At 60.8% G+C, this 24,902-nt stretch carries 24 protein-coding genes and 1 tRNA gene; 20 read left to right on the top strand and 5 right to left on the bottom strand.

Features of this window, described 5'->3' with window-relative positions; all coding sequences use genetic code 11:
* The first annotated feature begins 38 nt into the window (after positions 1-38).
* Complete coding sequence (locus tag CW305_RS23395; RefSeq protein ID WP_181063872.1) at positions 39-197, top strand: hypothetical protein; 159 nt, start codon at positions 39-41, stop codon at positions 195-197.
* Between the two features lie 201 nt (positions 198-398).
* The gene (locus tag CW305_RS08740; RefSeq protein ID WP_104097659.1) at positions 399-716 is read left to right on the top strand and encodes a diacylglycerol kinase; all 318 of its coding nucleotides are present in this window, start codon (positions 399-401) and stop codon (positions 714-716) included.
* 98 nt (positions 717-814) lie between these two features.
* Here the strand turns inward: CW305_RS08740 and CW305_RS08735 are convergent, their stop codons facing one another.
* The 3 genes from CW305_RS08735 to CW305_RS08725 form a co-directional block, all read right to left on the bottom strand.
* A complete protein-coding gene (locus CW305_RS08735; RefSeq protein ID WP_104097658.1) occupies positions 815-2,851 on the bottom strand; it encodes an LTA synthase family protein in 2,037 nt (678 codons plus the stop codon).
* A 74-nt stretch (positions 2,852-2,925) separates the two neighbouring features.
* Entirely contained in the window at positions 2,926-3,513 is a 588-nt protein-coding gene (locus CW305_RS08730; protein ID WP_104097657.1) for a hypothetical protein, read from the bottom strand.
* Positions 3,513-4,811: a sialidase family protein gene (locus CW305_RS08725; RefSeq protein WP_181063880.1), complete on the bottom strand. Its 1,299-nt coding sequence runs from the start codon at positions 4,809-4,811 to the stop codon at positions 3,513-3,515. Before CW305_RS08725 ends, CW305_RS08730 begins: the two co-directional genes overlap by 1 nt.
* A 450-nt stretch (positions 4,812-5,261) precedes the next feature.
* On the opposite strand from CW305_RS08725, the gene CW305_RS08720 reads away from it, so the two are divergent.
* Positions 5,262-5,768, top strand: coding sequence for a copper chaperone PCu(A)C (locus tag CW305_RS08720; RefSeq protein WP_023445397.1), 507 nt, complete (start codon positions 5,262-5,264; stop codon positions 5,766-5,768).
* Between the two features lie 40 nt (positions 5,769-5,808).
* Here CW305_RS08720 and gorA read toward each other — a convergent pair whose 3' ends face one another.
* Complete coding sequence (gene gorA, locus CW305_RS08715) at positions 5,809-7,167, bottom strand: glutathione-disulfide reductase (protein ID WP_014820235.1); 1,359 nt, start codon at positions 7,165-7,167, stop codon at positions 5,809-5,811.
* Positions 7,168-7,238: 71 nt separating this feature from the next.
* Here gorA and CW305_RS08710 point away from each other — a divergent pair, with 71 nt between their 5' ends.
* A complete protein-coding gene (locus CW305_RS08710; protein WP_104097655.1) occupies positions 7,239-7,661 on the top strand; it encodes a VOC family protein in 423 nt (140 codons plus the stop codon).
* Between the two features lie 46 nt (positions 7,662-7,707).
* Here the strand turns inward: CW305_RS08710 and galU are convergent, their stop codons facing one another.
* Positions 7,708-8,547, bottom strand: coding sequence for a UTP--glucose-1-phosphate uridylyltransferase GalU (gene galU, locus CW305_RS08705; RefSeq protein WP_014820237.1), 840 nt, complete (start codon positions 8,545-8,547; stop codon positions 7,708-7,710).
* Between the two features lie 606 nt (positions 8,548-9,153).
* On the opposite strand from galU, the gene CW305_RS08700 reads away from it, so the two are divergent.
* From CW305_RS08700 to CW305_RS08630, 16 genes are all read left to right on the top strand, one after another.
* The gene (locus CW305_RS08700) at positions 9,154-10,776 is read left to right on the top strand and encodes a methyl-accepting chemotaxis protein (RefSeq protein WP_014820238.1); all 1,623 of its coding nucleotides are present in this window, start codon (positions 9,154-9,156) and stop codon (positions 10,774-10,776) included.
* 221 nt (positions 10,777-10,997) lie between these two features.
* Entirely contained in the window at positions 10,998-12,386 is a 1,389-nt protein-coding gene (hemN, locus tag CW305_RS08695) for an oxygen-independent coproporphyrinogen III oxidase (RefSeq protein ID WP_104097654.1), read from the top strand.
* Positions 12,387-12,541: 155 nt separating this feature from the next.
* Positions 12,542-14,179 carry a VRR-NUC domain-containing protein gene (locus CW305_RS08690; RefSeq protein WP_104097653.1) on the top strand — a complete coding sequence of 546 codons (1,638 nt, stop codon included), beginning with the start codon at positions 12,542-12,544 and terminating at the stop codon, positions 14,177-14,179.
* The gene (locus CW305_RS08685; protein WP_104097652.1) at positions 14,176-16,455 is read left to right on the top strand and encodes an ATP-dependent DNA helicase; all 2,280 of its coding nucleotides are present in this window, start codon (positions 14,176-14,178) and stop codon (positions 16,453-16,455) included. The genes CW305_RS08690 and CW305_RS08685 overlap by 4 nt, the downstream gene beginning before the upstream one ends.
* Positions 16,456-16,552: 97 nt before the next feature.
* A tRNA-Leu gene (locus CW305_RS08680) sits at positions 16,553-16,639 on the top strand.
* A gap of 160 nt (positions 16,640-16,799) precedes the next feature.
* Entirely contained in the window at positions 16,800-18,110 is a 1,311-nt protein-coding gene (locus CW305_RS08675; protein ID WP_104097651.1) for a tyrosine-type recombinase/integrase, read from the top strand.
* Positions 18,107-18,619 (top strand): hypothetical protein, encoded by a 513-nt coding sequence (locus CW305_RS08670; RefSeq protein WP_104097650.1) that lies wholly within the window; start codon positions 18,107-18,109, stop codon positions 18,617-18,619. The genes CW305_RS08675 and CW305_RS08670 overlap by 4 nt, the downstream gene beginning before the upstream one ends.
* Positions 18,620-18,700: 81 nt before the next feature.
* Positions 18,701-18,922: a helix-turn-helix transcriptional regulator gene (locus CW305_RS08665; protein WP_104097649.1), complete on the top strand. Its 222-nt coding sequence runs from the start codon at positions 18,701-18,703 to the stop codon at positions 18,920-18,922.
* Positions 18,919-19,203 (top strand): hypothetical protein, encoded by a 285-nt coding sequence (locus CW305_RS08660; RefSeq protein ID WP_181063871.1) that lies wholly within the window; start codon positions 18,919-18,921, stop codon positions 19,201-19,203. The genes CW305_RS08665 and CW305_RS08660 overlap by 4 nt, the downstream gene beginning before the upstream one ends.
* 269 nt (positions 19,204-19,472) lie before the next feature.
* The gene (locus CW305_RS23390; protein WP_181063870.1) at positions 19,473-19,640 is read left to right on the top strand and encodes a hypothetical protein; all 168 of its coding nucleotides are present in this window, start codon (positions 19,473-19,475) and stop codon (positions 19,638-19,640) included.
* Positions 19,637-19,954, top strand: a complete 318-nt coding sequence (locus tag CW305_RS08655; protein WP_104097648.1) for a hypothetical protein — start codon at positions 19,637-19,639, stop codon at positions 19,952-19,954. The genes CW305_RS23390 and CW305_RS08655 overlap by 4 nt, the downstream gene beginning before the upstream one ends.
* Positions 19,955-19,957: 3 nt before the next feature.
* Positions 19,958-20,884, top strand: coding sequence for a toprim domain-containing protein (locus CW305_RS08650; RefSeq protein ID WP_104097647.1), 927 nt, complete (start codon positions 19,958-19,960; stop codon positions 20,882-20,884).
* Positions 20,874-22,391: a DUF3631 domain-containing protein gene (locus CW305_RS08645; RefSeq protein ID WP_104097646.1), complete on the top strand. Its 1,518-nt coding sequence runs from the start codon at positions 20,874-20,876 to the stop codon at positions 22,389-22,391. The genes CW305_RS08650 and CW305_RS08645 overlap by 11 nt, the downstream gene beginning before the upstream one ends.
* A complete protein-coding gene (locus CW305_RS08640) occupies positions 22,391-22,684 on the top strand; it encodes a hypothetical protein (RefSeq protein ID WP_104097645.1) in 294 nt (97 codons plus the stop codon). The genes CW305_RS08645 and CW305_RS08640 overlap by 1 nt, the downstream gene beginning before the upstream one ends.
* A 133-nt stretch (positions 22,685-22,817) precedes the next feature.
* On the top strand, positions 22,818-23,492 hold the full coding sequence (locus CW305_RS08635; RefSeq protein ID WP_104097644.1) for an HK97 family phage prohead protease: 675 nt from the start codon (positions 22,818-22,820) through the stop codon (positions 23,490-23,492).
* A gap of 6 nt (positions 23,493-23,498) precedes the next feature.
* Positions 23,499-24,614, top strand: coding sequence for a phage major capsid protein (locus CW305_RS08630; RefSeq protein ID WP_104097643.1), 1,116 nt, complete (start codon positions 23,499-23,501; stop codon positions 24,612-24,614).
* The last annotated feature ends 288 nt before the right edge of the window (positions 24,615-24,902 follow it).

Here is a 24,902-nt window from a genome sequence, read left to right as displayed (position 1 = left end):
TTTCTACTTGGTGCGCTTCGCATAATGGAGATTATGAAATGATCCTGACTTACGAGCTGGTCGATAACCCCGGCTACGAGTATGAAGACGAAGTTCAGACCCAATTCGATGCGTGTGTCAGGCTTCAGTCAATCGAACCGTTTTGTGTTTGGTGGCAACTGACGGATGGCTCTGGTGAGCTTGTCATGTCGTCTTAGGCGCTTCGCATAATCTATATTATGTTAAATTGCGTTTGTGGTAGGTAATGGCCGTGCTTTGCCATCGCCACCTTCTGGTCCTTTCCCTCTCTGGTATTCGTTTGCCACGATCAGCACGCGCTCTCTGCCGCGGGATGCTTATACTCGCCACAATTCTGCCAGGAAGTTGAACATGAGCAGCATCGAAGAACTCAACGCGCAATCGCTCAAGGGGCACTTGCAGGTATCCGTGCTGCGATTGCCGGCGAAGCTGCCTTCAGACAGCTGCTGCTGCTCAACGCTGTCCTGATACCACTGGCGTTCACGCTCGACGTCAGCCGAATCGAACGCTTGTTACTTGTGATCGTGCCGTTGTTGACACTGGTGGTCGAGCTCGTCAATTCGGCGATAGAGGCAGCAATCGACCGAATCTCGCTCGAACTGCACCCGCTTTCCAAGAACGCCAAGGACATGGGCAGCGCGGCGCAACTGCTGTCGCTGGTGATGGTAGCGGTCACCTGGGTGATGATTCTCTATTGAGCCTGGCGCTGTAACTTCACGCTCATGTTCGCCCGATCTGCCCAGCCGCGCGCTGTGTCAGACAGCTCGCGGATAGGCAGTCATGACCGCCCTGGAACTCAGTCCTTTCTGACGTTCTGATAGAGCATCAGACGCGATGCCTCGTGCAGTCCCCGTGTCAGGGCGACAAGTCGCTGGAATTCCTCGGGATACCGGTCGGCTACGTCGACCAGAGGCTCCGGTGATGCAATTTCGTGCAGGGTCGGCTGGCTGCCGTCGTGCTGCATCTGCAGAAGAAAGTCCTTGGTCACGCCACCAATCAGCGGGAACGTGCCTTCGCGGAGCACGAGTGGAACCACGCGCTCCCCTTCAGGAGCCGGCTGCTGGATGTCGCGTCCCATTGCACCGTTGCGAAACTCCATGCCGGCCAAGCCCAGTACGGTCGGTAGCAGATCGGCCAGACCCACGGCCTCCTCGATCACTCGTGGCTCCAGCAGCTTGGGCGCATGGATCAACAACGGAACGTTATTGCTCTCGAGCCCCAGCTTTTCGTATGCCGGCAGCATGTGCGGAATCTGGGCGATGCGCGTGTTGTGGTCGCCAAACATGACGAAGATGGTGTTGTCGTACCAGCCGCCTTCCTTCGCAATCTCCATCAGGCGGCCGATGTTGAAATCCAGAAGGCGGACCGCGTTGTACTGCGCCACGCTGCGGGAACCGGCGCCCTGCACCTTTTCCAAAGGTAGATCGAGGGCTTCGAAGCCGTCGTTCTGCTTGGGTATGGTAAACGGACGATGGTTGCCCGCCGTCTGGATATAGGCAAAGAAGGGCTTGCCCTCCCCCTGCTCTCGCAGCAGCCGGTCACTTTCCTTGAACAGGTCCAGATCGGAGATTCCCCACACATCCACCATCGGAGAGTTCCAGTGGCGCTCTTCATATAGCTGGATGTCGTCGATGCTCTGGCGGATCAGGGCATTCATATTGGCCCAGCCGGAATTGCCGCCAATCATGTAGTACTTGTCGTAGTCCTGCAGCGCGTTGACGAGGCTGTGTTGGCGGGTGATCAGCGGATTGCGCGTCGCGGTTTCCTGCCGGGAAACGTCTGGTACGCCGGATATGCTCGCCCAAACGGTCTTCGCGGTGCCGGTCACGGGCACGTAGAAGTTCTTGAAGAACCAGCTCTGCTTGGCCAGCCGGTCGATATTGGGAGTTGGATTGAGCGGATTGCCGTAGGCGCCCACCGCGGTGGTTCCCAGGGATTCGAGCATGACGAAGACGACATTCGGCCGCTTTCCGTCAATCGCATAGGGTTGAACGCCCTGCTCCCGGCTGAAATTAAGCGTTTTCGCATCAGGCTGGTCGACGCTTAGGTAATGGCTGACGACATCGTAATGGGCCTCGACTTGTTCCCGGTCATACGGCTGATTGGGCACCTTCAGCGTGTCGTAGAGGAATATCACCGGATTCAGGCCAAGGGCTGCAATCTGGTTGTCGCCCGAGAAAAAAGCATCACTCCAGCGCAGCGGCACGGGGTTTTCCAGGTTGATATTGTCGAAACGCCCGAGGATGGCGACGAAGACAGCCACCACCATCAGCGCACTACCCCAGATCAGTGAAAGCCGGCTGATTCGCTTTGCCGGGCGATCCAGCGTGACCCGCTCAAAGCGCAGCAGCAGCCACCAGACCAGAGCGGTTGCCGCCGCCCAGCCAAGGGTGATCCAGACCACGGGATAGGTTTGCCAGACCATATCGGTGGAGATCTGCGCGTCCTCCAGAAAGCGCAAGACGGTGGCATTGATGCGCACCCCGAGGTAGGCGTAGTGGCCAAAATCGATGATGTAGACCAGCAGCACTGCACCAAGCGCCAGAGCCAGATAGAGCCGCGCCACCCAGCGAAGGACGCGGGAGCGTGTCAGGTTCCAGACCGGCAGCCACGCCAACAGCGCGATCGGCAACATCAACAGGATCGCCAGGCGAAGGTCGAAGCGCAGGCCGATCCCGAGCGTTTCGGGTACGGCATCGACCGTGCCGAGCGCGCTGGGCTCCAGCCCGGAGAAACCGACGAAGAAGATCCCGCGCAATGCTGCGAGCGCAATGAACAGAATCCCGACTGCACCGAACCAGTAATGCAGGCGCCGCGACTGAAGCCAACCCATTGTCCCAACCTCGAATCTATCGAATCGTCAAATAGCGCAGCCGAGCCATCACAGGTCGGCTGGAGTAATTTTCGTCACGCGGGCATTGGCTTGCGCACGAGTGCCTTGCAGGCATAGACGAGCAACGCCCCGCAGCTGAACAAGGCGATGAAGGGGTCTAGCAAATAGTCCCAGTAATTGGGCGACGGCTTGATCCCCAGGCTGAACGCCAAGGTGGCAAGGCCGAGCATGGAAGCCCCCAACCAGTTCCTGAGCAGCAGCAATCCCAGGGCAAGCACGCCCACCACCGCGATCAGCGGGCGGGGGGCGTAACCGAGTTGATAGGGGTCCAGATAGGACAGGCCCATCGTTGCCGGGTAGAGAAAAAGCGCCAGCCCCGCCATCACGATCAACAATTGCACGCGCGCGTTCTGCGGCGGCATCGCCATCAGTCCCAAGCGCACCGCCGCGAAAAATGCCAGCGCCACCAGCGTCGTGATGGCCACGTCATCAGTGAAGCTGCGCATGTAGGCGGCCAGTGACAGGCCGTCCACGGGAATGAAGCTGATCCCTAGCAGGAGGAGAAGGCGAAGCCCTTGAAACCCTCGGCCGAGGCCAAATCCAGGCGTGACGATTAAAGCGAGTAACCCGAAGGTCAGATGCGCTTGCCAGAGTTCAGGCATCAGAGCTGCTCCAGTAGCCAGGCATCATTGAAGCTGACGTGTTTGATGAAGGTATTGTTCCAGGAATAGACCAGGTGATAGAGACCGTCGGCGCTCCTGATGAAGTAGGGATACTCGTACTCGAAATCGCAGCCATGGGTCTTGCAGACGCGCTTATCCAGGTTTGTCAGAAACTCGTCCACCAGCGATAGCCGCCGCGGCCCGCTGGAAAGGCGAAACTTGTCGCCGATGATTTCCCGATATACCTCCGGGGTGAACGGGTTGCCCTCCGGGTCAGGCGATTCGTCCAGGTCAATCACCGGCTTCCAGAGATCGAGGCTGGAGTCGGTTTCCATCAGGCGAAGCCGGAAACGCCCGTCCTCCAGATCATTCAGGGCAACCAGCAGGCCATGATTGGGCGTGGCCACCGCTGCGAGCGCCGAATTGGGGTTGGCCGGGTCGATCGGATAAGGCTTGCTCCAGGTTCTGCCGGCATCCGCGGTGCGGCTGGCGAGCACGCGATGATGGCTGGCACCTGCATAGCGCAGCATGGCAACGGCATGTTGCTCGTCCATCGGCACCACTGTTGGTTGCAGTGAATCGTTGCCTTTGCTGATTCGACTTTTACCGGTCACCTCGCCGTTCGGGCTGATGTACAAATACTCGGCGAACTTGCCGAGGAACTCGTGGTAGACGGGCAGTCCTATGGTGCCGTCCTGATGGAATACCGGGGCATTGCGCATCAGTGTGCTGATGTTCAAGAACGGGGTGGTGATCAGCTGCCTGGGAGTCGACCAGGTTTCTCCGAGATCATCCGAATACATGGCGTTGATGGCGCTGCCAGCCCAGCCACCGATTGATACCGACACATAGAACAGCCACAGCCTGTTGTCGGGAGCCAGCGCAATGACCGGATTGCCGAGCTTGCGTATGTGCTTCTGGGTCGCCTTCTCGGTCGACTCGCGAGTTGCCAGGACCAGTTCGTCGCCCCACTCCGCCGCAATCGCGTCGAATCGCGCGCCGCGCACCTGAACATCCGCAGCCCCTTCGCGTGAACCGGCAAACCAAACGGCCATCAGGCCACCATCCGGCAAGGAGGTCACCGACGAGGCATGGACAAATTCGTCGAGATCGGAGGATGCGAAGCGGGTGCTGTAAAACGGCCCCTTGCTGGCGAGCGGCAATGCATGGGGACTGCCAGCTACGGCGAAACCGGCAACCGCTCGCTCAGGATGAAGCCACCAGGCGGTAGTGAAAACAGCTGCAAGGGCGATGACAGACAGGCAGGTGGGAAGAAATCCGAACTTTCCAGAACTCATATAAATCATGTCCGTATAAACACATGACGCGTCCTGCGCTTTGCAAGAAACGACAAGCTCGTATGCCCCAAAAACCGTCGGGGCGTGAAAAAGAAAGTGTATTGATCGGTTTGCCCCGACTTCTGATGGCCGGGAGTACCGAGCTTGTCTGAGCGGCCGCCGATCATGGCCGAGCACCAGGGTAGGAGCAATCATTTGGTGCAGGAAGCCGATCAGCCGCGCTTGATAAGCGCTTCGTTCAGAAAAACCAGGTGCTACAGAAATCCTCGATGGCTGCAAGTGCAGGCGTCGCAATATAGTGTCACAAACACACCTGTGGCAAATTGCTGCACCCTCCTCTCCATCGCGCGGCACGCAGGCCATGGCCGGCCGATAAGTCGACTACCCAGACGTACCGCTGCAGGGCCGGCGGCGTAATATGGCGCATCTCAACAGAACGGGAGTTCTCTCATGCTGCTTCGCTTACTGGCCGCTGGTACTTTTGCGGCACTCTGCTTGCCTGCCCTTGCGCAGGAGCACCACCACGACCATCAGGCTTCGACTCAAGCGGCTACCAGTGAGCTGGCTGTCAGCCAGGCGTGGTCGCGGGCAATGCCGCCCAGCGCTCCGACTGGCGCGGTGTACTTCATACTGGAAAATCGTGGTCAGCAGCCACAGCGCCTGATCGGGGCGCAGACCTCACGTGCCGAAAAGACCGAGCTGCACACCCATGTGCATCAGGGCGACATGATGAAGATGCAGCAGGTCGAGGCGGTCGACGTGCCCGCGGCTGGCAAAGTGGAGTTCAAGCCGGGTGGCAATCACGTGATGCTGTTCGGGCTCAAGCAGCCGCTGGTGGCTGGGGAGAGCTTCCCGGTGACGCTGCAGTTCGAGGACGGCGGCGAAATCACCACCGAGGTGAGCATCGAGGTAGACGCCCCGGCTGCCGGCGGTGCTGCGCCAGGGCATCATCACTGAGTGATCTGGCGCGCCGCCGCAGGCGGCCGCCAGCATGCTTTCAGATCGCCGCCGGTGTGCGCATGGTGACGAACTCTTCGGCGGCCGTCGGGTGGATGCCCAGCGTGTCGTCGAACACCTGCTTGGTGGCCCCGGCCTTCAGCGCCACGCCCAGCCCCTGCATGATCTCGCCGGCATCCGGTCCCGCCATATGGCAGCCGAGCACACGGTCGGTCTCAGCATCCACCACCAGCTTCATCAGGCTGCGCTCGAGGCTATCGGTCATGGTTAGCTTCATCGGCCGGAAACGACTTTCGAAGATCGTTACCTTGTAGCCCTGCTCGCGCGCCTCCTCCTCGGTCAGCCCGACAGTTGCCATGTTCGGCAGACTGAACACGGCGGTCGGGATGGTCGTGTAATCGACCTTGCGATATTGCTCCGGCTTGAATAGCCGCCGCGCCACGGCCATGCCCTCAGCCAGTGCGACGGGTGTCAGCTGCACGCGACCGATCACGTCGCCAATCGCCAGAATCGAAGACACTGAGGTACGGTATTCATCGTCAACGGCAATGAAACCTCGGGCATCCAGCGCTACGCCGGCCTTTTCCAGCCCCAGGTTGTCTAGCATTGGACGGCGGCCTGTCGCGTAGAAGATGCAGTCCGCTTCCAGCGTGCGGCCGTCTTCCAGCGTCGCGAGCAGGCTGCCATCGGCCTGCTTGTCGATATGCACGATGTCGGCGTTGAACTGCAGATCCACGCCCTTCTTGATCATCTCGTCCTTCAGGTGATCGCGGAGCGAGCCATCGAAACCGCGCAGGAACAATTCACCGCGATAGAGCAGCTTGGTATCGGCACCGCAGCCATGGAAGATCGAGGCGAATTCGACGGCGATATAGCCACCACCGACCACCAGCACGCGTCGCGGCAAGGATTCGAGGTAGAAAGCTTCATTGGACGTGATGGCGTGCTCACGCCCCGGAATCGCCGGCACGTGGGGCCAGCCACCAGTAGCGATCAGGATGTGCTCGGCCGTGTACTGCTTGCCCTCGACTTCGACGGTATGTGCATCGACCAGGCGCGCATGCGCTTGCAGCAGGGTCACGCCGCTATCCACCAGGATGCTGCGGTAGATGCCGTTCAGTCGCTGGATTTCCCGGTCCTTGTTGGCAATCAGGGTCTTCCAGTCGAAGGTCGCGCCGTCGATGGTCCAGCCATAGCCCTGTGCCTGGCCAATGTCTTCGGCGTAATGCGCGCCGTAGACCAGTAGCTTCTTCGGCACACAGCCGACGTTGACACAGGTACCGCCCAGGTAACGGCTTTCCGCAACCGCCACCTTCGCGCCGAAACCTGCAGCGAAGCGCGCCGCACGCACGCCACCGGAACCTGCACCGATGACGAATAGATCGAAGTCGTAAGCCATGTAATGTTGTCTCCTTCAGTAGCGAACAGCATAACCCAGGCTTTCGGCCTGAATCACCGAAGGAGTGCCGCATGCGCCCTACCCTCACCCACCTGGCTCTGCACGTGCCCGATCTGGACGCCTGTATCGCGTTCTATGAGCGCTTCTGCAGCATGCACGTGTTTCACGAGCGCCCCGGAAAGGGCTCACGCATTGTCTGGATGGCGGAGCCTGGAAAAGAGCGCGAGTTCATCTTCGTGATGATGCCGGGCGGCAAGGATCGATCACTGGCGATGGACGACTACAGCCATTTCGGCTTCGCGCTGGCCAGTCGAGAGGAAGTGGATGCGGTTGCCGACCTGGCGCGCAGGGAAGGCTGTCTGATATGGGAGCCGCGCGACGAACCCTATCCGGTGGGCTACTACTGCGGTTTGCGCGATCCTGCGGGCAACTATGTCGAGTTCAGCTACGGGCAGCCGCTTGGACCGGGTGCCGAGGATATGCCGGAGCCTTGAAGCAGGCCCGGAAGTGACTGGGCCACCCTTAGGTGGCCCAATTGCTTCAGAACGCCTTGCCGGTCAGGTAGAAGTGCTCGTAGCAGAAGTTGGTCGCCGCGATGTAGCCCTCGGCGCTACCGCAGTCGAAGCGCTGGCCCTTGAACTTGTACGCCAGCACGCAACCATCCTGAGCCTGGCGCATCAGCGCGTCGGTGATCTGAATCTCACCGCCCTTGCCCGGCTCGGTCTGCTCGATCAGATCGAAGATGTCCGGAGTCAGGATGTAGCGACCGATGATCGCCATGTTGGACGGCGCATCTTCCGGCTTGGGCTTCTCGACCATGTGGCTGACGCGGTAGATGTCGTCGCGGATCATCTCGCCGGCGATCACACCGTATTTGCTGGTCTCTTCCGGCGGCACTTCCTGAATGGCAACGATCGAGCAGCGGAACTGGTTGTAGAGCTTGACCATCTGCGCCAGGACCGGATCGCCATTGAGGTTGATGCAAAGGTCGTCAGCCAGGACCACGGCGAACGGCTCATCGCCGATCAGCGGGCGGCCGCTGAGAATCGCATGCCCCAAGCCCTTCATCTCCACCTGGCGGGTGTAGGAGAAGCTGCATTCGTCGATCAGGCGGCGAATACCGACCAGGTACTTTTCCTTGTCGGTGTTGCGGATCTGGTGCTCCAACTCGTAGCTGATGTCGAAATGGTCTTCCAGCGAGCGCTTGCCACGCCCGGTGACGATCGCGATCTGGTTCAGCCCCGCCGCCAGCGCCTCTTCAACCCCGTACTGAATCAGGGGCTTGTTCACCACCGGCAGCATTTCCTTGGGCATGGCTTTGGTTGCAGGAAGAAAACGGGTGCCATATCCGGCAGCGGGAAAAAGGCATTTCTTGATCATGTGAGTCCTTGAAATAAAGGTTCCAGTCGATGCACTGCCATCGAGAACAGCAGCTGCCTTGCGGTGTTGCCCGGCCATGCCGGCGTAGAGCCTACGACCATCGTTTTGCAGCGGGGTTCGCAGCGACATTCACGCTCGATGCAGATTATGTGCCTGCCTCTCGGAGGCACTGGTTTCGCTGCTCCGGCGGGTCGCCACGCTAATGGCGGTCGGGGCGCTCTGTAAAGCCATCTGTCGGTGTTTTTTCACCGTGCCAGTGAGGCCGAATAAGCAGACGCGCAACCACGAATACCCATAGCCAACGATCATTACACCTTTGTCGCACCTTGCACCGAAAGAGAGCCGGTCGACCCATGACCTGAATCAGGGAAATGTGCAATTGCACTGTTGTCGGTCGCCCGAAGCACTTCTCTCGTGCCGAAAAGCAATACCATAGCGCCGCCCAATAATGGCGCATGGCTATCACCTGCGGTTGGTTTCAAGAATACGCACAGCACGCCGATATCAGCAGGTGACTGCCTGCTCAATGCTGCGCCGCAAGTATCGGCAGCGCAGCAGTGCTGCAATGGCAGCTGACCCCGCGTGGCAGTAGTACTAAGGAAAACCATGAACAACAGCTCCGCCTCCCGACAAATGTCCGTGCAGACAAAGATCAACCTGGCCCTGGTGCTGGTCCTGGTGGCGATCATGTCTGCCTCGTTGTTCTTCTCTGCCAGTACGGAGAAGCGGCTCGTGCTCCAGGTTGTGGAGCAGCAGACCAAGGATGCCGCCGACTCCTATTTCGATAGCATCAACACCATGATGCTGACCGGCACCATGGCTCAGCGAGAGGTGCTGCGGAACAAGATCCTCGCGCGCCCAGGCGTTATCGATGCGCGCATCATCCGCGGGGAAGAAGTCACCAAGGTGTTCGGCCCTGGCTATGACCACCAAGCCCCGGCCGACGCGCTGGATCGCCGCGCGCTGAGCGGCGAGGCGATCATCGAGGTCAACAAGCAGAACGGTGGCCGTGTGCTGACCGTCATCAATCCCATCCTGGCCCACGCGGACTACCGCGGTACCAACTGCCTGACCTGCCACCAGGTTGGCGAGAACACGGTAATGGGCGCTGTGCGCATCAGCTATGACCTCAAGGCGCTGGACCAGGAAGTCGACCGCAACATCATGATCAGCGGCGGGATTCAGTTGCTGCTGCTGTTCATCGGCGTGGTGGTCATGTGCCTGACCGTGCGCCACGTCATCATCCGCCGCATCACTGCCATGCGCCACACCATGAATACCATGGCCGAGGACGAAGACCTCAGCCTTAGCGTCGAGGTGGGTGCGAAGGACGAAATCGGCGCGATGGGCGATGCCTTCAACCGCATGATCGGCAAGTTCCGCCATAGCCTGGAGGCCGTCGCGGGCGTTACCCATCAGCTCAGTGATGTCTCCGAGCGGGTATCCCATGTTGCAGAGAAGACCCTGGCTGCCGTCAACGAGCAGCGCAGCGAGACCGACATGGTCGCCTCGGCGATGAACGAGATGAGCGCGACCGTGCAGGAAGTGGCACGCAATGCCAGCCAGACCGCCACGGCATCGACCGGCGCCGACAACGAATCAAAAGCCGGCGTGAAGGTCGCCACCGAGGCACTGGACGGTATCGAAGTGCTGATCGCCGAGATCGAGAAAGCCGCCCAGGTCATCCAGCGGGTCGAGAGCGACAGCGCCAGCATCGACATGGTGCTCGGCGTGATCAACGGCATCGCCGAGCAGACCAACCTGCTGGCGCTGAACGCAGCCATCGAAGCGGCACGCGCCGGCGAACAGGGCCGCGGCTTTGCCGTGGTGGCCGATGAGGTACGTACCCTGGCTTCGCGCACGCAGAAATCCACCGAAGAAATCCAGGCCATGATCGAACAGCTGCAAAGCGGCGTTCGCAATGCGGTGCAGGCCATGAGCGAAGCACAACTGCGTGCCCGGTCGGGTTCGCAATGCGTCGAGAAGGCTGCCCAGAGTCTCGCCGTGATCGCCGACGAAGTCGGCACCATCAACGAGATGAACACCCAGATCGCAACGGCTGCCGAACAGCAGAGTGCGGTTGCCGAAGAGATCAATCGCAACATCACGACCATCAGCCGTATTGCGGACACCACTTCGGCTGACGCATCCCAGACCTCGCAGATCAGCGACGAGCTGGTGCGTCTGGCAACCGAGCTGAACCGTCTGGTCGGCCAGTTCAAGCTCTGACCACTGCGGCGCGGCCTTCCCGGCCGCGCCCGGTACGCATTTCGAATCGCCCAACGGTGCGGTTCGGAGTGCCGCCGGGGCGCTATTCTTGATCTGAGACAGTCGGCGCGCCGGACCGAATCGTCCATAATCCGCGCCCATGACCTGCCTGAGCCGGACACACCCGAGGGTGACGCCGCGTTCCGCGCCCGACTCCGAATTCAACCTTAGGTAAAACGAACATGGACCAACTGCCGAGCTTCGACCGCGCCCTGGTCGAGAAATACGACCGTCCAGGTCCGCGCTACACCTCCTACCCCACGGCCCCCCAGTTTCACCAGGCCTTCGCCCAGGATGATTACCGTGCCGCCGCTGCACGCAGCAATCAGGCACAAACGCCCAAGCCGCTGTCGGTATACATCCACATTCCGTTCTGCAAGAGCCTTTGCTATTACTGCGCCTGCAACAAGATCATCACCCACAAGACCGAGCGCGCCGTCGAGTACCTCGAATACCTCAAGCGCGAGATCGCCATGCAGGGCGAACTGTTCGATCGTTCGCGCAAGCTCACTCAGCTGCACCTTGGCGGTGGCACACCCACCTATTTCACCAGCGAGCAGCTGGCCGACCTGATGGCGTGCCTGCATCAGGCATTCAACATGGATGACAGCGACAACCACGAGTTCTCGCTGGAGGTGGACCCGCGCACCGTCACGCCCGAGCAGATCCACGGCCTGCGCAAGTTGGGCTTCAACCGCCTGAGCTTCGGCGTGCAGGATTTCGACGAGCAGGTGCAGATCGCCGTCAATCGCATACAGACCGAGGAGCAGACTCGCGAGCTGGTCCAGGCCGCCCGCGACGCACAGTTCAAGTCCATCAGCGTCGACCTGATCTACGGCCTGCCGCTGCAGACGGTGGCCAGCTTCGACACCACGCTGGACAAGATCATCGACATTCGTCCGGACCGCATCGCCGCTTACAGCTATGCCCACCTGCCGGAGCTGGTACGCGCACAGAAGCTGATCCGCCCAGAGGACATGCCACCGCCGGAGCGCAAGCTCGAGCTGCTGGAACTGACCATCCAGCGCCTTACCGCCGCCGGCTACATCTATATCGGCATGGATCACTTCTCCCTGCCGGAAGACGAACTGGCCCTTGCCCGCGCCAATGGCACGCTGCAACGCAACTTCCAGGGTTATTCGACCCACGCCGATTGCGACCTGATCGGGCTGGGCATTTCCTCCATAGGCAAGGTCGCCGACAGCTACAGCCAGAACGTCAAGGAGCTATCGCAGTATTACGCGCGCCTCAACGAGGGCATGCTGCCGGTGCAGCGCGGCTACAAGCTGAGCGACGATGACTGCCTGCGCCGTGATGTCATCGTGTCGCTGATGTGCCATAGCCGCGTCGACTACCGCCAGATCGAACAGAAGCACAGCATCGATTTTCGGGAATACTTCGCCGATTCGCTGGCAAAGCTCGCCGAACCGGTGGCCGATGGCCTGGTCGAGCTGCACGACGATGCGCTGGTCCTCTTGCCGCAAGGGCAGCTGATGATGCGCAACGTCGCCATGGCCTTCGACGCCTATCTCGGCGGCGAGCAGCGCGGTCGTTTTTCGCGCACGGTCTGACCTCGCCAACGACGTCACAGCAGGCGGCGCCTAGCCGCCTGCTGTAGCTGGTGAGACTTCCGCTGATCACCGGGCAATTGCCAAACGCCGCTCAAACTGTATAAATAGCCAGTCTTTGAGCGGGCCGCGCGCGCCCCAGCTGCAGCGGATGTGCAATGCGTCAGGCCCTGGAAAATCCCTTCTACTACCTCGAAAACTTCCGACAGGTTCTGGCCTGGGTGAGCCGTCACCACAGTGATCTGCTGGATGAAACCGAGCTGGCATTTATCGAGCGTTTCGCCCTGTTGCCGCAGCCTTCCCAGGCGCTGCTGGTGCGCATGGTGATGCGCAAGGGCATGCTGTTTCGAGCAAGCAAGCTGCGTTATCTGGAGATTGGCTGCTCACGTCGCGCGGTGGGGCCATTGATCGATCAGGGGTGGGTCGATGCGTCTTCGGCCCTGACGCTCGAGCAGCTGTTCGCTTTGCTGACCAAAGGCGAGCTGCTGCAGGTGTTCGGGTCGTCTGCATCAGCCAGCCTGCGCAAGGCCGAGCTGCTGGATAAGCTGCGCGCCGACCACCAGATGGCCAAGCCGTTTCAGGCGTGGTGCGGCCAGATCGAAGACGCGGTATTTGCGTTATGCATCGACGAGCTCTGTGAGCGCCTGCGTTTGCTGTTCTTCGGCAACATCCATCAGGACTGGTCCGAGTTCGTTCTGGCCGACCTCGGCATCTACCGTTACGAGCAGGTCGTCTTCTCGCCCAGCTCCCGCGCCTTCAACTGCCGCACCGAGCTGGATGCCTATCTGCATCTGCATCGCTGCCGCGAGCGTTTCGATACCGGCGAGCCATTGAGCGACGTGCTGGCCGGCGTGCCCGATGAGCCCTATGCCAACGCCTGGCTGGAAAGCCGCCGCGGCAAGCTGCTGCTGCGTATCGGCCAGCAGTTCGAGCGCATCGGTGACCTGGCAGAAGCCCTGCGTCTGCATGCCTCCAATAGCTATCCCGGTGCCCGCGAGCGAGCGATTCGTGTGCTCGAACGCTGTGGCCAGCCTGCAGCAGCGTTGGAGCTGCTGAATCAGGCGCAGGCTGCGCCGCAGAGTGAGCACGAACTGCAGCAACTGCAGCGAATCAAGCCGCGCCTGCAGCGCAGCCTTGGCATTCCTACGCTGCGCTCACTCAACCGCAACCCGGAGCAGCTCGACCTGGTGCTGTTCCGGGCCGGCTGTAGCGTCGAGCATGCGGTGCGCGAGCACCTGTCGACACCAGACGCGCCGGTCTACTACGTCGAGAATGCCCTGGTCGGCTCATTGTTCGGCCTGCTTTGCTGGGACGCGATCTTCGCACCCTTGCCCGGTGCGTTCTTCCACCCTTTCCACTGGGCCCCGGCCGATCTGAATCGTGCGGATTTTCATCAACGGCGCGCCGACCTGTTTGCCGCCTGCTTGGCCTGTCTCGACAGTGACGACTACCGCGACTGCATCTGGCGCACCTTCCAGGCAAAGCTCGGCATTCATAACGCGTTCGTTGCCTGGGGGCTGCTCGACGAGAAGCTGTTGACCCATGCCCTAGCGTGCATTCCCGCCGCGCATCTGAAGCTGATGTTTCAGCGCATCCTCGCCGATGTTTGCGGCAATCGTACTGGCCTGCCGGACCTCATCCAGCTGTGGCCCGAAGAACGCCGCTACCGGATGATCGAGGTGAAAGGCCCAGGCGATCGCCTGCAGGACAACCAGAAGCGCTGGATCGATTACGCCCATCAGCACGGTCTGCCTATCGCGGTCTGCCATGTGCAATGGGCTGAGGTCATGGCGTGAGCTATCGGGTCGCGGTGCGCGCGCTCTGCGAATTCACCGCCAAGGTCGGCGATCTGGACCTGCGCTTCACACCCTCACCCACCGCGCTGGAAGGCATCGCCGGCCACGCCCAGGTCAGCGCCAGGCGCGGCGAGGGCTACGAACGTGAAGTTGCGCTTGAGGGCCAATACGGAAAGCTCTTGGTGCGCGGCCGTGCCGATGGCTACGACCCGGCGCGGAACCGCCTGGAGGAAATCAAGACCTTTCGTGGTGATCTGGAACGCCAGCCGGGCAACCATCGGCAGTTGCACTGGGCACAGGCGAGGATCTACGGCTGGCTATTGTGTCAGACACGCCAGCTCGAAGAGATCGAGCTGGCACTGGTCTATTTCGACATCGCCAGCCATAAGGAAACCCTCTTCGTCGAACGCCACGGAGCACAGAGCCTGCGCCTTTTTTTTGAAACCCAGTGTCAGGTGTTTCTCGACTGGGCCGAACAGGAACTGGCCCATCGCGACGCACGCAATCAGGCGCTCACCGCGCTGGGCTTTCCTCATGCCGATTTCCGCACCGGCCAGCGGCAACTCGCCGAGGCGGTGTACAAGGCAGCCTGTACCGGCACCACGCTCATGGCGCAAGCGCCGACCGGTATCGGCAAGACCCTGAGCACGCTGTTTCCGCAACTCAAGGCGTTTCCCGGCCAGCAGCTCGACAAGCTGTTCTTTCTCGCTGCCAAGACCTCCGGCCGCCGCCTGGCGCTGGATGCACTGCAAACGCTACAGCGCAACGGCGCGGGTGAATTGCGTGTGCTCGAGTTGATCGCACGTGACAAGGCCTGCGAGCACCCGGACAAGGCCTGTCACGGCGAATCCTGCCTGTTGGCGAAGGGCTTCTATGATCGTTTGCCTGCAGCCCGAGCAGCGGCACTGCAGCAAAGCATGCTCGACCAAGCGGCCCTGCGCGAGGTCGCCCTCGCCCATCAGGTCTGCCCCTATTACCTCAGCCAGGAGCTGGCGCGCTGGGCGGACGCAGTGGTCGGCGACTACAACTACTATTTCGACATCAGCGCCCTGCTCTACGGCCTGACGCTCAACAATGACTGGCGTATCAGCGTGCTGGTGGACGAAGCGCACAACCTGCTCGAACGCGCGCGCGGCATGTACAGCGCCGAGCTCGATCAGCGGGTCTTTGCCGGTCTCGGCGGCAAGGCGCCGGCGCCCTTGAAACGCCCGCTGGGTCGGGTACAGCGCTGCTGGAACGACCTGCATCGCGAGCAGCTGGCGAATTATCAGGTGCAACCCGAGCTGCCGCTCAAGCTGCTCGGCGCGCTGCAGCAGGCCGTCAGCGCCGTCACCGATTACCTTGGCGAACAGCCCGGCGGGCTGGATGCAGAGCTGCAACGGGCCTATTTCGATGCCATGCATTTCTGCCGGATCGCCGAGCTGTTCGGCGAGCATTCGTTGTTCGATATCAGCCTGTTACCCGCAACTGGCCGCAGCAAGACCAAGCGTTCGATGCTGTGCCTGCGCAATGTGGTTCCGGCGCCCTTCCTCGCGCCACGGTTAGAACAGGCTCGTTCGACGGTGCTGTTCTCGGCCACGCTGAACCCGCGCCGGTTCCATGCCGATATGTTGGGCCTGCCCACGGGTAGCGCCTGGATCGAGGTCGAATCGCCATTCCAGGCCGATCAGCTGCGGGTATGCCTGGCCGAGCATGTCTCGACCCGCTATCAGCACCGCCAGGCCTCGCTAGGTGCCGTGGTCGAGCTCATCGCCCAGCAATATCGCGAGCGCGCCGGCAACTACCTGGCGTTCTTCAGCAGCTTTGATTACCTGCAACAGGTGACCTCCCTGCTGCGCGAGCAGTATCCGGACGTGCCCTTCTGGGAGCAGACTCGCGGCATGCAGGAAGCGGCCCGCAGTGCATTTCTCGACCGATTCACCGAACACAGCAAGGGCGTCGGTTTTGCGGTGCTCGGCGGCGCATTCGCCGAAGGCATCGACCTGCCAGGCAACCGCTTGATTGGCGCTTTTATCGCCACCCTCGGCCTGCCACAGGTCAATCCGGTCAACGAGCAGTTCAAGGCACGCCTTGAGCAGCTATTCGGCCGCGGCCTGGGTTACGACTACACCTACCTCTACCCCGGGCTGCAGAAAGTCGTGCAGGCTGCGGGACGGGTTATTCGCACACAGAGCGATGAAGGCGTCGTGCACCTGATCGACGACCGTTTCGGCCGGTCGCAGATACGCCGCCTGCTGCCGAGCTGGTGGCAGCTTTCGCCAGTTTCCAGCGACTGAGGCCACGCAACGGCGCCGTTCGGGTTGCGTGGTGTCCGGAGGCTCGCTATAGTCCTGCGCCGCCGATTCCCCATCGGCGCACTGCTACGCAGCCTCCGCCCGGATGGCGAAATTGGTATACGCAAGAGACTTAAAATCTCTCATCCGAAAGGGTATGCGGGTTCGACCCCCGCTCCGGGCACCATGGACATGATTTCAGATGTTCCCATATGAACCTGAAGCCCAGTAAAACCGGCCCCTGAGCCGGTTTTTTTGTGCCCGTATGAATCCACATGCGTCTGTACATGCCCGTTCTTTAGGGGTACGTTTAGGGGTATGCCGGTTCGATTTAGGAGCGTACCCCTATGGCGCGCACAGTAACGCCCCTCACAGACTCCAAGTGCGATGCCGCACGCCCCCGCGACAAGGACTACAAGCTGTTCGACGGCAGCGGTCTGTTCCTGCTGGTGAAGGCGAACGGGAGCAAGGTATGGCGGTTCAAGTTCAAGCGCCCCAATGGCAGGGAAGGGCTTGCAACTTTCGGCGGCTATCCGGCGACCGGGTTGAAGGCAGCCAGGGGTAAGCGAGCCGAGGCGCTGGAGCTGCTGGCGAAGGGCGTAGACCCCATCGAGCACGAACACCGGAAAGTCATCGAGGCGGCGCAGTCGTCCTGCAATACCTTCAAGGCTGTCGCCCTAGAGTGGCACGCCAGCATGGCCGGCAAGTGGTCTAAGGGTCACGCTACCCGAGTGATGAATGAGTCCGAAGCGGATCTATTTCCGTTGCTGGGGCACCGACCTATTGCCGACCTGAAAACAAGCGACCTGCTGGCTGCGCTGAAACTGGTGGAGAAGCGCGGCGCTCTGGATCTTGCCGGCCGGTTGCGCCAACGTGTGGTGGGCATCATGCGAACTGGCGTCCAGCGCAACATGATCGACTACAACCCGGCGCTTGATCTGCTGGGAGGCACCGCCACGCCGAAGACAAGGCACAGGCCGGCATTACCCCTCGAACGGCTGTCCGAGCTGCTGGTGCGCATCGAGGCGGACACCGGCCGGCCTCTGACCCGTCTTGCCGTCCAGCTCACTCTGCTGGTATTCATCCGCTCAAGTGAACTCCGATTTGCCCGCTGGGATGAGTTCGACTTCGGCCGATCCATGTGGATCATCCCAGGCGAGCGCAAGCCCATCGAAGGCGTGAAGCACTCGCACCGTGGCGCCAAGATGGGCACGCCGCACATGGTCCCGCTGAGTCGCCAGGCGCTGGCCACCCTGGACGCAATCAAGCCGCTTACTGGCCGCTTCGATCTGGTATTTGCTGGCGACCACCACCACTGGAAGCCGCTTTCAGAAAACACCGTTAACAAGTCGCTGCGCCGTATGGGCTATGACACGAAGGTGGACGTTTGCGGGCACGGTTTCCGCACGATGGCGTGTTCTGCATTAGTGGAATCGGGCTTGTGGAGCCGCGACGCGGTTGAACGGCAGATGAGCCACCAAGAGCGCAACGGAGTCCGCGCTGCTTATATCCACAAGGCCGAGCACCTGGAAGAACGCCGGCTGATGATGACCTGGTGGGCTGACTACCTCGACGCCAACCGGCAACGGCACGTCACGCCATACGAGTTTGCGCATCGGGGCAAAAGTGCCAGCAACGTGGTGGAGCTGCGGGCATGACGGCTGGAAGGAACAGCATCACGCTCAAGACCTTCTACTTCGAGATGCTGGAAGGCAGAAAGGGACTAGAAGCGGTACTCGCTCAAGCGGAAGAGCTGGCAAACCGCCCGTACAACTCGGAGGACAATCTACCAGCCAATATTCACGGCATCGCACATGCCGTAGCTAGCCAGGCGCGAGAATGTTTGTGGCTTATCGAAGGCTCCGACGCGGAAGCTGCGATGACAGCTGGATTTAGGCTCGGTGTGCTTTGTGAAAACACTAACAAGCTGATCGCTACATGGTTCGGTTTGCAGCATAAGCAAGCGGAATACATGCGACGTGCCGCCGGGTCGGATCGCATACACCAAGAAAACCGATCGGCGAAGGACCAGGCTATCGACTATTTCACACTGCATCGAGACAAGTTCAAAGGAAACGTATCGGAAGCCGCGAGAGAGATTCAGCGAGTGGTTCCATATACCGAAAGAACAATCCGCCGGTGGCTGGCTGACCATATAAAGCAGTGATTGGCCTGTGCTAGCACGCGGTATTTTAGCCTAAGGTCTTCCCGCATAACTTAGCTTCCGTACCCATACGGAGGCGTTCAAATGCACCCACTTGCCGCTCCAAGCAAAGCCCTGATTCGTAAGCCCGCGCTCTGCATCTGGCTCGACCTGTCCCGCTCCGGGCTGGACAAGCTCAGCAAGAAAGATCCGACTTTTCCTAAGCCGATCAAAGATGGCGACTCCCGCCAGGCTGCCGCATTCTATGTGGTCGCTGAGGTTGAGAATTGGCTCCGGGCCAAGATCGAATCGAGGGACGCAGCATGAAAAAGGCCGCCCCGGCGAAGGATAGCGGCCTGCAAAACATGCCAGCCGATTATAGCCAGCACCACGTCGAAGATCATGAGCAGTTTATCCTCGAACAGCTTCTCCCGCTGATCGTCGGCTATGCCCGCGCCAGCGGCACGCCGAGCGAAGTAGTGGCGCTGTCTTCGTTTTTGAGCTTATCGACGGTCCTGCAAGCCAAAGGACTGAGCCGCGCCACGTTAATCACTGCGATTGATGCTTCACGTCTTCCGATTCATGCCGCGCCGGAGGGTCTGCAATGATTACGCTTGCCCCCGTATGCGTCCGCATGTATCGTTTGCCCGTCGCTGCAAATTCAGCGACCGGGACGCCAAGCCCGGAGAGCAAAAGGAGCACAAGCTCCCACCTACCAGCGCGGAGTTTTTTTTCGCCTGCGTTTTATGGTGGCGCTGTGCGGGAGGGTTTCGGCCCTATCGGGTTCCTTTTGCCCCGATCTTGGCGGCCCGTACAGTGCTACCGCCCATCATCGCCAAGTGATGCCGGTAGTTCCTCAGCAAAAGGAGCTACACCCATGCGCACCACCCTTACCCTCAATCCGTCCAAATCCCACGCCGCCGCGTGGAAGGCCCGCGCCTTCGCCGCTCTGCGCGCTGATTCGTCCCTATCCGTTCGCCTGCGCCGCTACAACGAAGCGATGACACGTGCCCGCGCTCTGGAAGTTGCAGGGGGTGCCCAATGAGCTCCGTCTGCTGGAGTCACCTGCTACCCGATCCTTTGCGCATGGGCCGTCTGTCCACTGATGATCTGGACGCCATCGAGCGCACCGCTGAATGCGAGGCGCTGACGGTGGCCCACGGCATTTCCGCCATTGGCGAGCTACTGGCGAACACTGCCGACGCTGGCGAGCTATCCAACGACGCCGCCCGCAATATCGGCTGGCTTATCAACTCGCTGGGCACGCTATCCGGCAGGCTCGTGGACGTTGCGAACGGCGCCGAGTACGAGCTGGAGCGCCGCAAGGCCACCGCACCGAACCCGACCGCAGAGGGCTAAACCATGACTATTCAAAACGGCGCCCATGCGCTGAACGGGATCGGCTTGCCTGAAAAAGCTGAACTGGCCTTCCGTGACGCGCTACAGACCACATTCGGGCAATTGGATTGGCTCCCTGTGCCAGACGGCGCAATCCATCGTTTCCGCGTACCGGAGGACAAGCCAGGTTCGCAAAACGGATGGTACGTCTTGTATCTGGACGGCATCGCATCTGGTGCGTTCGGCAGTTGGAAGGCTAACGGCTCGCAAACCTGGAGCAGCCGCAAGCCGGCCGACCCGATGGAAGCGCAGTTGATCGCACAGCGCATCGAGAAGGCGAGAGAGCAGCGCGAATCAGAGCAGCAGCAACGCCAGCAGAGCGCTGCTGAACGTGCCGCTCGCCTTTGGCGCGAAGCAAGCCGTGCCGACGCCGATCACCCATATCTGATACGAAAGCGAGCCAAGCCGCACAGCCTGCGCCAGTCTGGCGACGTGCTATTGGTGCCGTTGTTCGCTGATAGCCGTCTGGTGAATATTCAGCGCATTGAGTCGGACGGAGCGAAGCGTTTCCTGTTTGGTGGTCAAGTTCGTGGTGCCTATGCCGCGCTGGGTTGCATCGACTCTGGCCAGCCGCTGTACATCGTCGAAGGCTGGGCAACGGGCGCAACGATCCACGCTGAAACCGGCGCCGCCGTGGCCTGCGCCATGAATGCGGGCAACCTCAAGCCAGTGGCGCAAGCCCTGCGCGCCAAGTACGGCGATTCGCAGCAGATCATCATCGCCGGCGACGACGACCGCATGACCGCGGGCAATCCGGGGCGCACCGCAGCGACAGCCGCCGCGCTCGCCATCGGTGCGGAGGTGGCTTTCCCTGTATGGCCGACCGACGCCCCGCTGGAGCTAAGCGACTTCAACGACTTGCTGTGCTGGAGGGCTTCGCATGGGATCTGAAAAGGTTTTCGTCCTGGAGCCTAAAAGCCCGCTCCAAGAGGCCATCGACCAGCTGTCCGTCGATCCTGGTGCGCTGTATGTGCCGGCGATCCTCGACGAACTGAAGCGTACCCGCGACACCGACCCGGCCGCATGGGCGCGGCTCCGTCACCAAGTCAAAAAAGCCAACGTGCTGAGCATGGCCGACTTCGACCGGATCACCGCGCCAGCGGTTGAAGGCAAGGCATCGGCCAATGACGGGATCTTCGACGAGGTGGAGCCGTGGCCGGAAAAGGTAAACGGGGCTGACCTACTCGACGAGCTGGTGGAGGCCATCGGACGCCACGTCATCGCAGACCGGGAGACGATCCGCGCCGCCGCGCTATGGGCGACGTTCACCTGGTTAATCGACGCGGTACAAGTCGCGCCAATCGCCAACATCACGGCACCGGAAAAACGCTGCGGTAAGACCATCATGCTTTCGGTATTGAGCAAGCTGACCTATCGGCCAATGCAGGTTTCGGGCATCGCTAACGCCGCGCTGTTTCGCTCAATCGAACTATGGTCACCGACTTTGCATATCGATGAAGCAGATGCCTTCATGCGTGATAACGAGGAGGCACGCGGCATTCTAAATGCCGGGTTTACTCGCGACAGCGCATTCGTTGTTCGCTGTGTTGGTGATGACCACATGCCGACCAAATTTAACGTATGGGGGGCGAAGGCGCTCTGCGGTATCGGCAAGATCGCTGACACCCTGGCAGACCGCAGCATTCCGCTGCGACTGCGCCGGAAGAAGCCAGGCGAGAGCGTAGAACGTCTGCGCCATTCCGATCCGGCAATGTGGGATCGCTTGCGCAGCCGAGTCGCCCGTTTCGCTGATGACAACGCCATCACTATTGGAGCAGCACGGCCAGCGATCATCGAGGGATTGAACGACCGCGCCAACGACTGCTGGGAGCCGCTATTGGCAATCGCTGATGTTGCTGGCGGGGATTGGCCGCGCATCGCCAGGCAGTCCGCCATCGCCTTGCACGGTATCGAAGAGGAAACGCCAAGCATCGGTGCCGAGCTGCTGGCGGATATCAAGGCGGTATTCGACGAAAAACGCGCCAGCAAGATGTTCAGCTCGCATCTGCTTGACGCACTCAACGCGAACGACGAAGCCCCCTGGGCAACGTGGAATCGCGGCAAGCCAATCACTCCCCGCCAGCTGAAAACGAAGATCGAGGAGTTCGGCATAAAGTCGCACCAAGTCCGTATTGGTACCGAAACCGGGAAGATGGGATATGACCGGAGCGACTTTGTAGAGGCTTGGGATCGTTACCTTTCGGCTGACACCCCCCTGAAAACCTCTACACCTCTACAGCCCACGGCTGGCGCGGGTTACAGCGATTTTCAAACCTCTACAAGCAATGTCGGTGTAGAGAAAGAAAACGGCCTGAAACCCACGACTGGCGGGGCTTGTAGAAGTGTAGAGGATTTTTCACCCCTACAGTCGGAAGACGAAGACGGGGAGGAAATCTGATGGCTGCCGCAATTGATTTTCTACACCGTCATGGCCTGACCGCGAAGCGACGAGGCAACCGGGTTTTCGTCACGCCGAAGTCGGGCATCACCGAAGACGTGCGCCGGTACGTTCGATCACACCGCCTGGAATTGCTGGCCGAGCTGGCAGCGAATGACGGAGCCGAGCGCCGCCGATATTGGGATGTCACGGCGCCGGGATATCAGCCATTCAGGATGACCGGCGAACCGACAACTCATGCCGAGGCGCTGGCGAACGCACACCGTATTTGGCCGGACGCCAATATCAGTTAGCCACTTGCCGCTCTGGTGACATGTCATTAAACTGGACAGGTCAGCGCGTGATGCGCTGCGCCCCGTCCCAGTTGCGCGTGATGCGTTCCCTGAGCGGCAAATGATCCCTATTTGCTCAAGTGAGAACGTACTTATGCGCGCATTCCAAGCCGCCCCGATCCAATTCAAGTTTTCTGCTGGCGATGAAGCCGGCACCTTCTCCGGTATTGCCAGCCCATACGGCGGCGAACCTGATGCCCACGGCGACCTGATCGCACCTGGTGCGTACACCAAGACCCTTGCCCAGCACGAAGCCAACAAGACCCGCCCGGCCTTGCTCTGGCAGCACGACCAATCAAATCCGGTCGGCGTCTGGCTCAAGTTCGAGGACACCCCGGAAGGTTTGCTGGCTCACGGCAAACTGACCACCGACGTACCCCAAGCCAAAGCCGCCCATGCCCTGATGCGTGACGGCGCTCTGGCCCTGTCGATCGGCTACATGATCCCGGCCGGAGGCGCTGAGATTAAGAACGGCGCCCGACTGCTGAAGCAGATCGATCTGGTCGAAGTTTCCCTAGTGGCACTGCCGGCGAACACCAGCGCACGCATCACCAGCGTGAAGAGCTTCGACCCGGTAAACCCCAACCCCCGCGACTTTGAACGCTCAGTGCGTGATGCATTGGGATTAAGCGCCCGCGAAGCTAAACGGCTTATGGCGGGTGGCTGGAACGGACTTGTTCGAGACGAGCAGCCCGACGACAGCGCAGAACTAGCCGCAATCGCGGCAAAACTCCAAAGCATCACACAAGCCCTTCAAGGGCAGAGGTAATTCATTATGAGTTTTGAAATCGTAGCCAAGTCCCTGGAAGAACACGGTGCCGCCGTCCAATCCATGAAAAGCGATCTAACCAAGGAAGTTAAAGGCGTCACGGCACGCATCGAAGACCTTGAACAAAAGATGGCGCGCCGGGGTGGCGCTGAGGAGCCAGGCTACTTCGGCCGCAAGTCCAGCCCGGTCGCCTCGTTCATCGAATCGGCACAGCTTGAAAGCCTGATCGGCGGCGCTAACAGCACCGGCCGCGTAGTGCTGAAGAACGGCGATCTGCCCACGCTGCGCAAGTCATTGACCGGCGCTGACGTGGATGTGCAACCCCAGCGGGCTCAAGGACTGTTCAACAATCCCCAGGTGCGACTCTCGCTGCTGGATCTGCTGCCGGTTGTGCCGGTAAACAGCTCCTCGTTCGAGTTCATGAGCCTGACCACCGCTGCCAACGGTGCCGCAGTCCAGGTTGCAGAGGGCGACTTGAAAGCTGAGTCCGCCCCGGCGTTCGAGGTGAAGACCTCCAACATCATCACCATCGCGCACTGGGTACGAGCGTCAAACCAGATCCTGTCCGATGCGCCCGCGCTTCAGAACCAGCTGGACAACCTGCTGCGCTACGGTGTGCAGGCCAAGCTGGAAGCGGAGCTGATGAAGGGTGACGGCACCACCGGCCACATTCTCGGACTTGAGCTTCAGGCTACCGAGCACACCCCGACCGCAACGCACGCATCCGACCGGGTAGGCCAGGCAATGACCGCGCTTCAGTCTGCCGGGTGGAGCCCGTCCGTTATCGTCATGCACCCAAGCGACTGGTTCTCCATCGCCTCAGAGCGTGCCGAGACAGGCAATGGCCAGTATGTGCTGGGCTCACCTCGAGACCCGTCCGGCCAGAACCTTTGGGGCCTGCCTGTCGTGACCTCTCCGGGCATCACTGCTGGCGCCGCACTGGTCATGGATACCTCACAGGTTGCGCTGCTGGATCGCGAGCAGGTCACCGTGATGGCGAGCCGTGAAGACCGGGACAACTTCGTCACCAACCAAACCACGATCTTGGCTGAAGGACGTTTCGGCCTGGCTGTATTCGCCCCGGGCGCTGTGCTGCGCGTGGAGCTGAACCCTACCCCGTGAGTTGACGGGTTGGTTCCGTAGCCGGCGCGGCCCGCAAGGGAACGGCCGGACTGGGTACAGTCGTGAGTCACCAGACATTAAAGAACCTCGACAGCCTGCGCAGCAATTCCGAGCCGAATGCGAACGGCGCTGGTGGCAGGCACCAATTCCAAGGGGGGGGGGGCGGATCGAAAGCTCGAAGCCCCACTCAAGCGGAAACCGCCACCTCCCGCATCTGCGGATTATTTCTGGGTTAACGAAAGCTGTTAACTCGACGTTAACCACGATCTCAGAACGCAACGACCATGC

This window comes from Stutzerimonas kunmingensis, assembly GCF_002929225.1.
Taxonomy (GTDB): Bacteria; Pseudomonadota; Gammaproteobacteria; order Pseudomonadales; family Pseudomonadaceae; genus Stutzerimonas.
Note: the sequence above shows the minus strand (reverse complement) of the source record. Positions and strands in the feature narration are given on the sequence as shown.

What these genes read in the sequence shown, in the direction of transcription:
- CW305_RS08655 (WP_104097648.1), top strand. Translation starts at nt 19,637, where the DNA reads ATGAGCTCCGTCTGCTGGAGTCACCTGCTACCCGATCCTTTGCGCATG.
- CW305_RS08675 (WP_104097651.1), top strand. Translation starts at nt 16,800, where the DNA reads ATGGCGCGCACAGTAACGCCCCTCACAGACTCCAAGTGCGATGCCGCA.
- CW305_RS08700 (WP_014820238.1), top strand. Translation starts at nt 9,154, where the DNA reads ATGAACAACAGCTCCGCCTCCCGACAAATGTCCGTGCAGACAAAGATC.
- CW305_RS08670 (WP_104097650.1), top strand. Translation starts at nt 18,107, where the DNA reads ATGACGGCTGGAAGGAACAGCATCACGCTCAAGACCTTCTACTTCGAG.
- CW305_RS08665 (WP_104097649.1), top strand. Translation starts at nt 18,701, where the DNA reads ATGCACCCACTTGCCGCTCCAAGCAAAGCCCTGATTCGTAAGCCCGCG.
- CW305_RS08650 (WP_104097647.1), top strand. Translation starts at nt 19,958, where the DNA reads ATGACTATTCAAAACGGCGCCCATGCGCTGAACGGGATCGGCTTGCCT.
- CW305_RS23395 (WP_181063872.1), top strand. Translation starts at nt 39, where the DNA reads ATGATCCTGACTTACGAGCTGGTCGATAACCCCGGCTACGAGTATGAA.
- CW305_RS08660 (WP_181063871.1), top strand. Translation starts at nt 18,919, where the DNA reads ATGAAAAAGGCCGCCCCGGCGAAGGATAGCGGCCTGCAAAACATGCCA.
- CW305_RS08630 (WP_104097643.1), top strand. Translation starts at nt 23,499, where the DNA reads ATGAGTTTTGAAATCGTAGCCAAGTCCCTGGAAGAACACGGTGCCGCC.
- CW305_RS23390 (WP_181063870.1), top strand. Translation starts at nt 19,473, where the DNA reads ATGCGCACCACCCTTACCCTCAATCCGTCCAAATCCCACGCCGCCGCG.
- CW305_RS08735 (WP_104097658.1), bottom strand. Translation starts at nt 2,851, where the DNA reads ATGGGTTGGCTTCAGTCGCGGCGCCTGCATTACTGGTTCGGTGCAGTC.
- CW305_RS08640 (WP_104097645.1), top strand. Translation starts at nt 22,391, where the DNA reads ATGGCTGCCGCAATTGATTTTCTACACCGTCATGGCCTGACCGCGAAG.
- CW305_RS08635 (WP_104097644.1), top strand. Translation starts at nt 22,818, where the DNA reads ATGCGCGCATTCCAAGCCGCCCCGATCCAATTCAAGTTTTCTGCTGGC.
- hemN (WP_104097654.1), top strand. Translation starts at nt 10,998, where the DNA reads ATGGACCAACTGCCGAGCTTCGACCGCGCCCTGGTCGAGAAATACGAC.
- CW305_RS08710 (WP_104097655.1), top strand. Translation starts at nt 7,239, where the DNA reads ATGCGCCCTACCCTCACCCACCTGGCTCTGCACGTGCCCGATCTGGAC.
- CW305_RS08730 (WP_104097657.1), bottom strand. Translation starts at nt 3,513, where the DNA reads ATGCCTGAACTCTGGCAAGCGCATCTGACCTTCGGGTTACTCGCTTTA.
- gorA (WP_014820235.1), bottom strand. Translation starts at nt 7,167, where the DNA reads ATGGCTTACGACTTCGATCTATTCGTCATCGGTGCAGGTTCCGGTGGC.
- galU (WP_014820237.1), bottom strand. Translation starts at nt 8,547, where the DNA reads ATGATCAAGAAATGCCTTTTTCCCGCTGCCGGATATGGCACCCGTTTT.
- CW305_RS08690 (WP_104097653.1), top strand. Translation starts at nt 12,542, where the DNA reads ATGCGTCAGGCCCTGGAAAATCCCTTCTACTACCTCGAAAACTTCCGA.
- CW305_RS08720 (WP_023445397.1), top strand. Translation starts at nt 5,262, where the DNA reads ATGCTGCTTCGCTTACTGGCCGCTGGTACTTTTGCGGCACTCTGCTTG.
- CW305_RS08725 (WP_181063880.1), bottom strand. Translation starts at nt 4,811, where the DNA reads ATGAGTTCTGGAAAGTTCGGATTTCTTCCCACCTGCCTGTCTGTCATC.
- CW305_RS08645 (WP_104097646.1), top strand. Translation starts at nt 20,874, where the DNA reads ATGGGATCTGAAAAGGTTTTCGTCCTGGAGCCTAAAAGCCCGCTCCAA.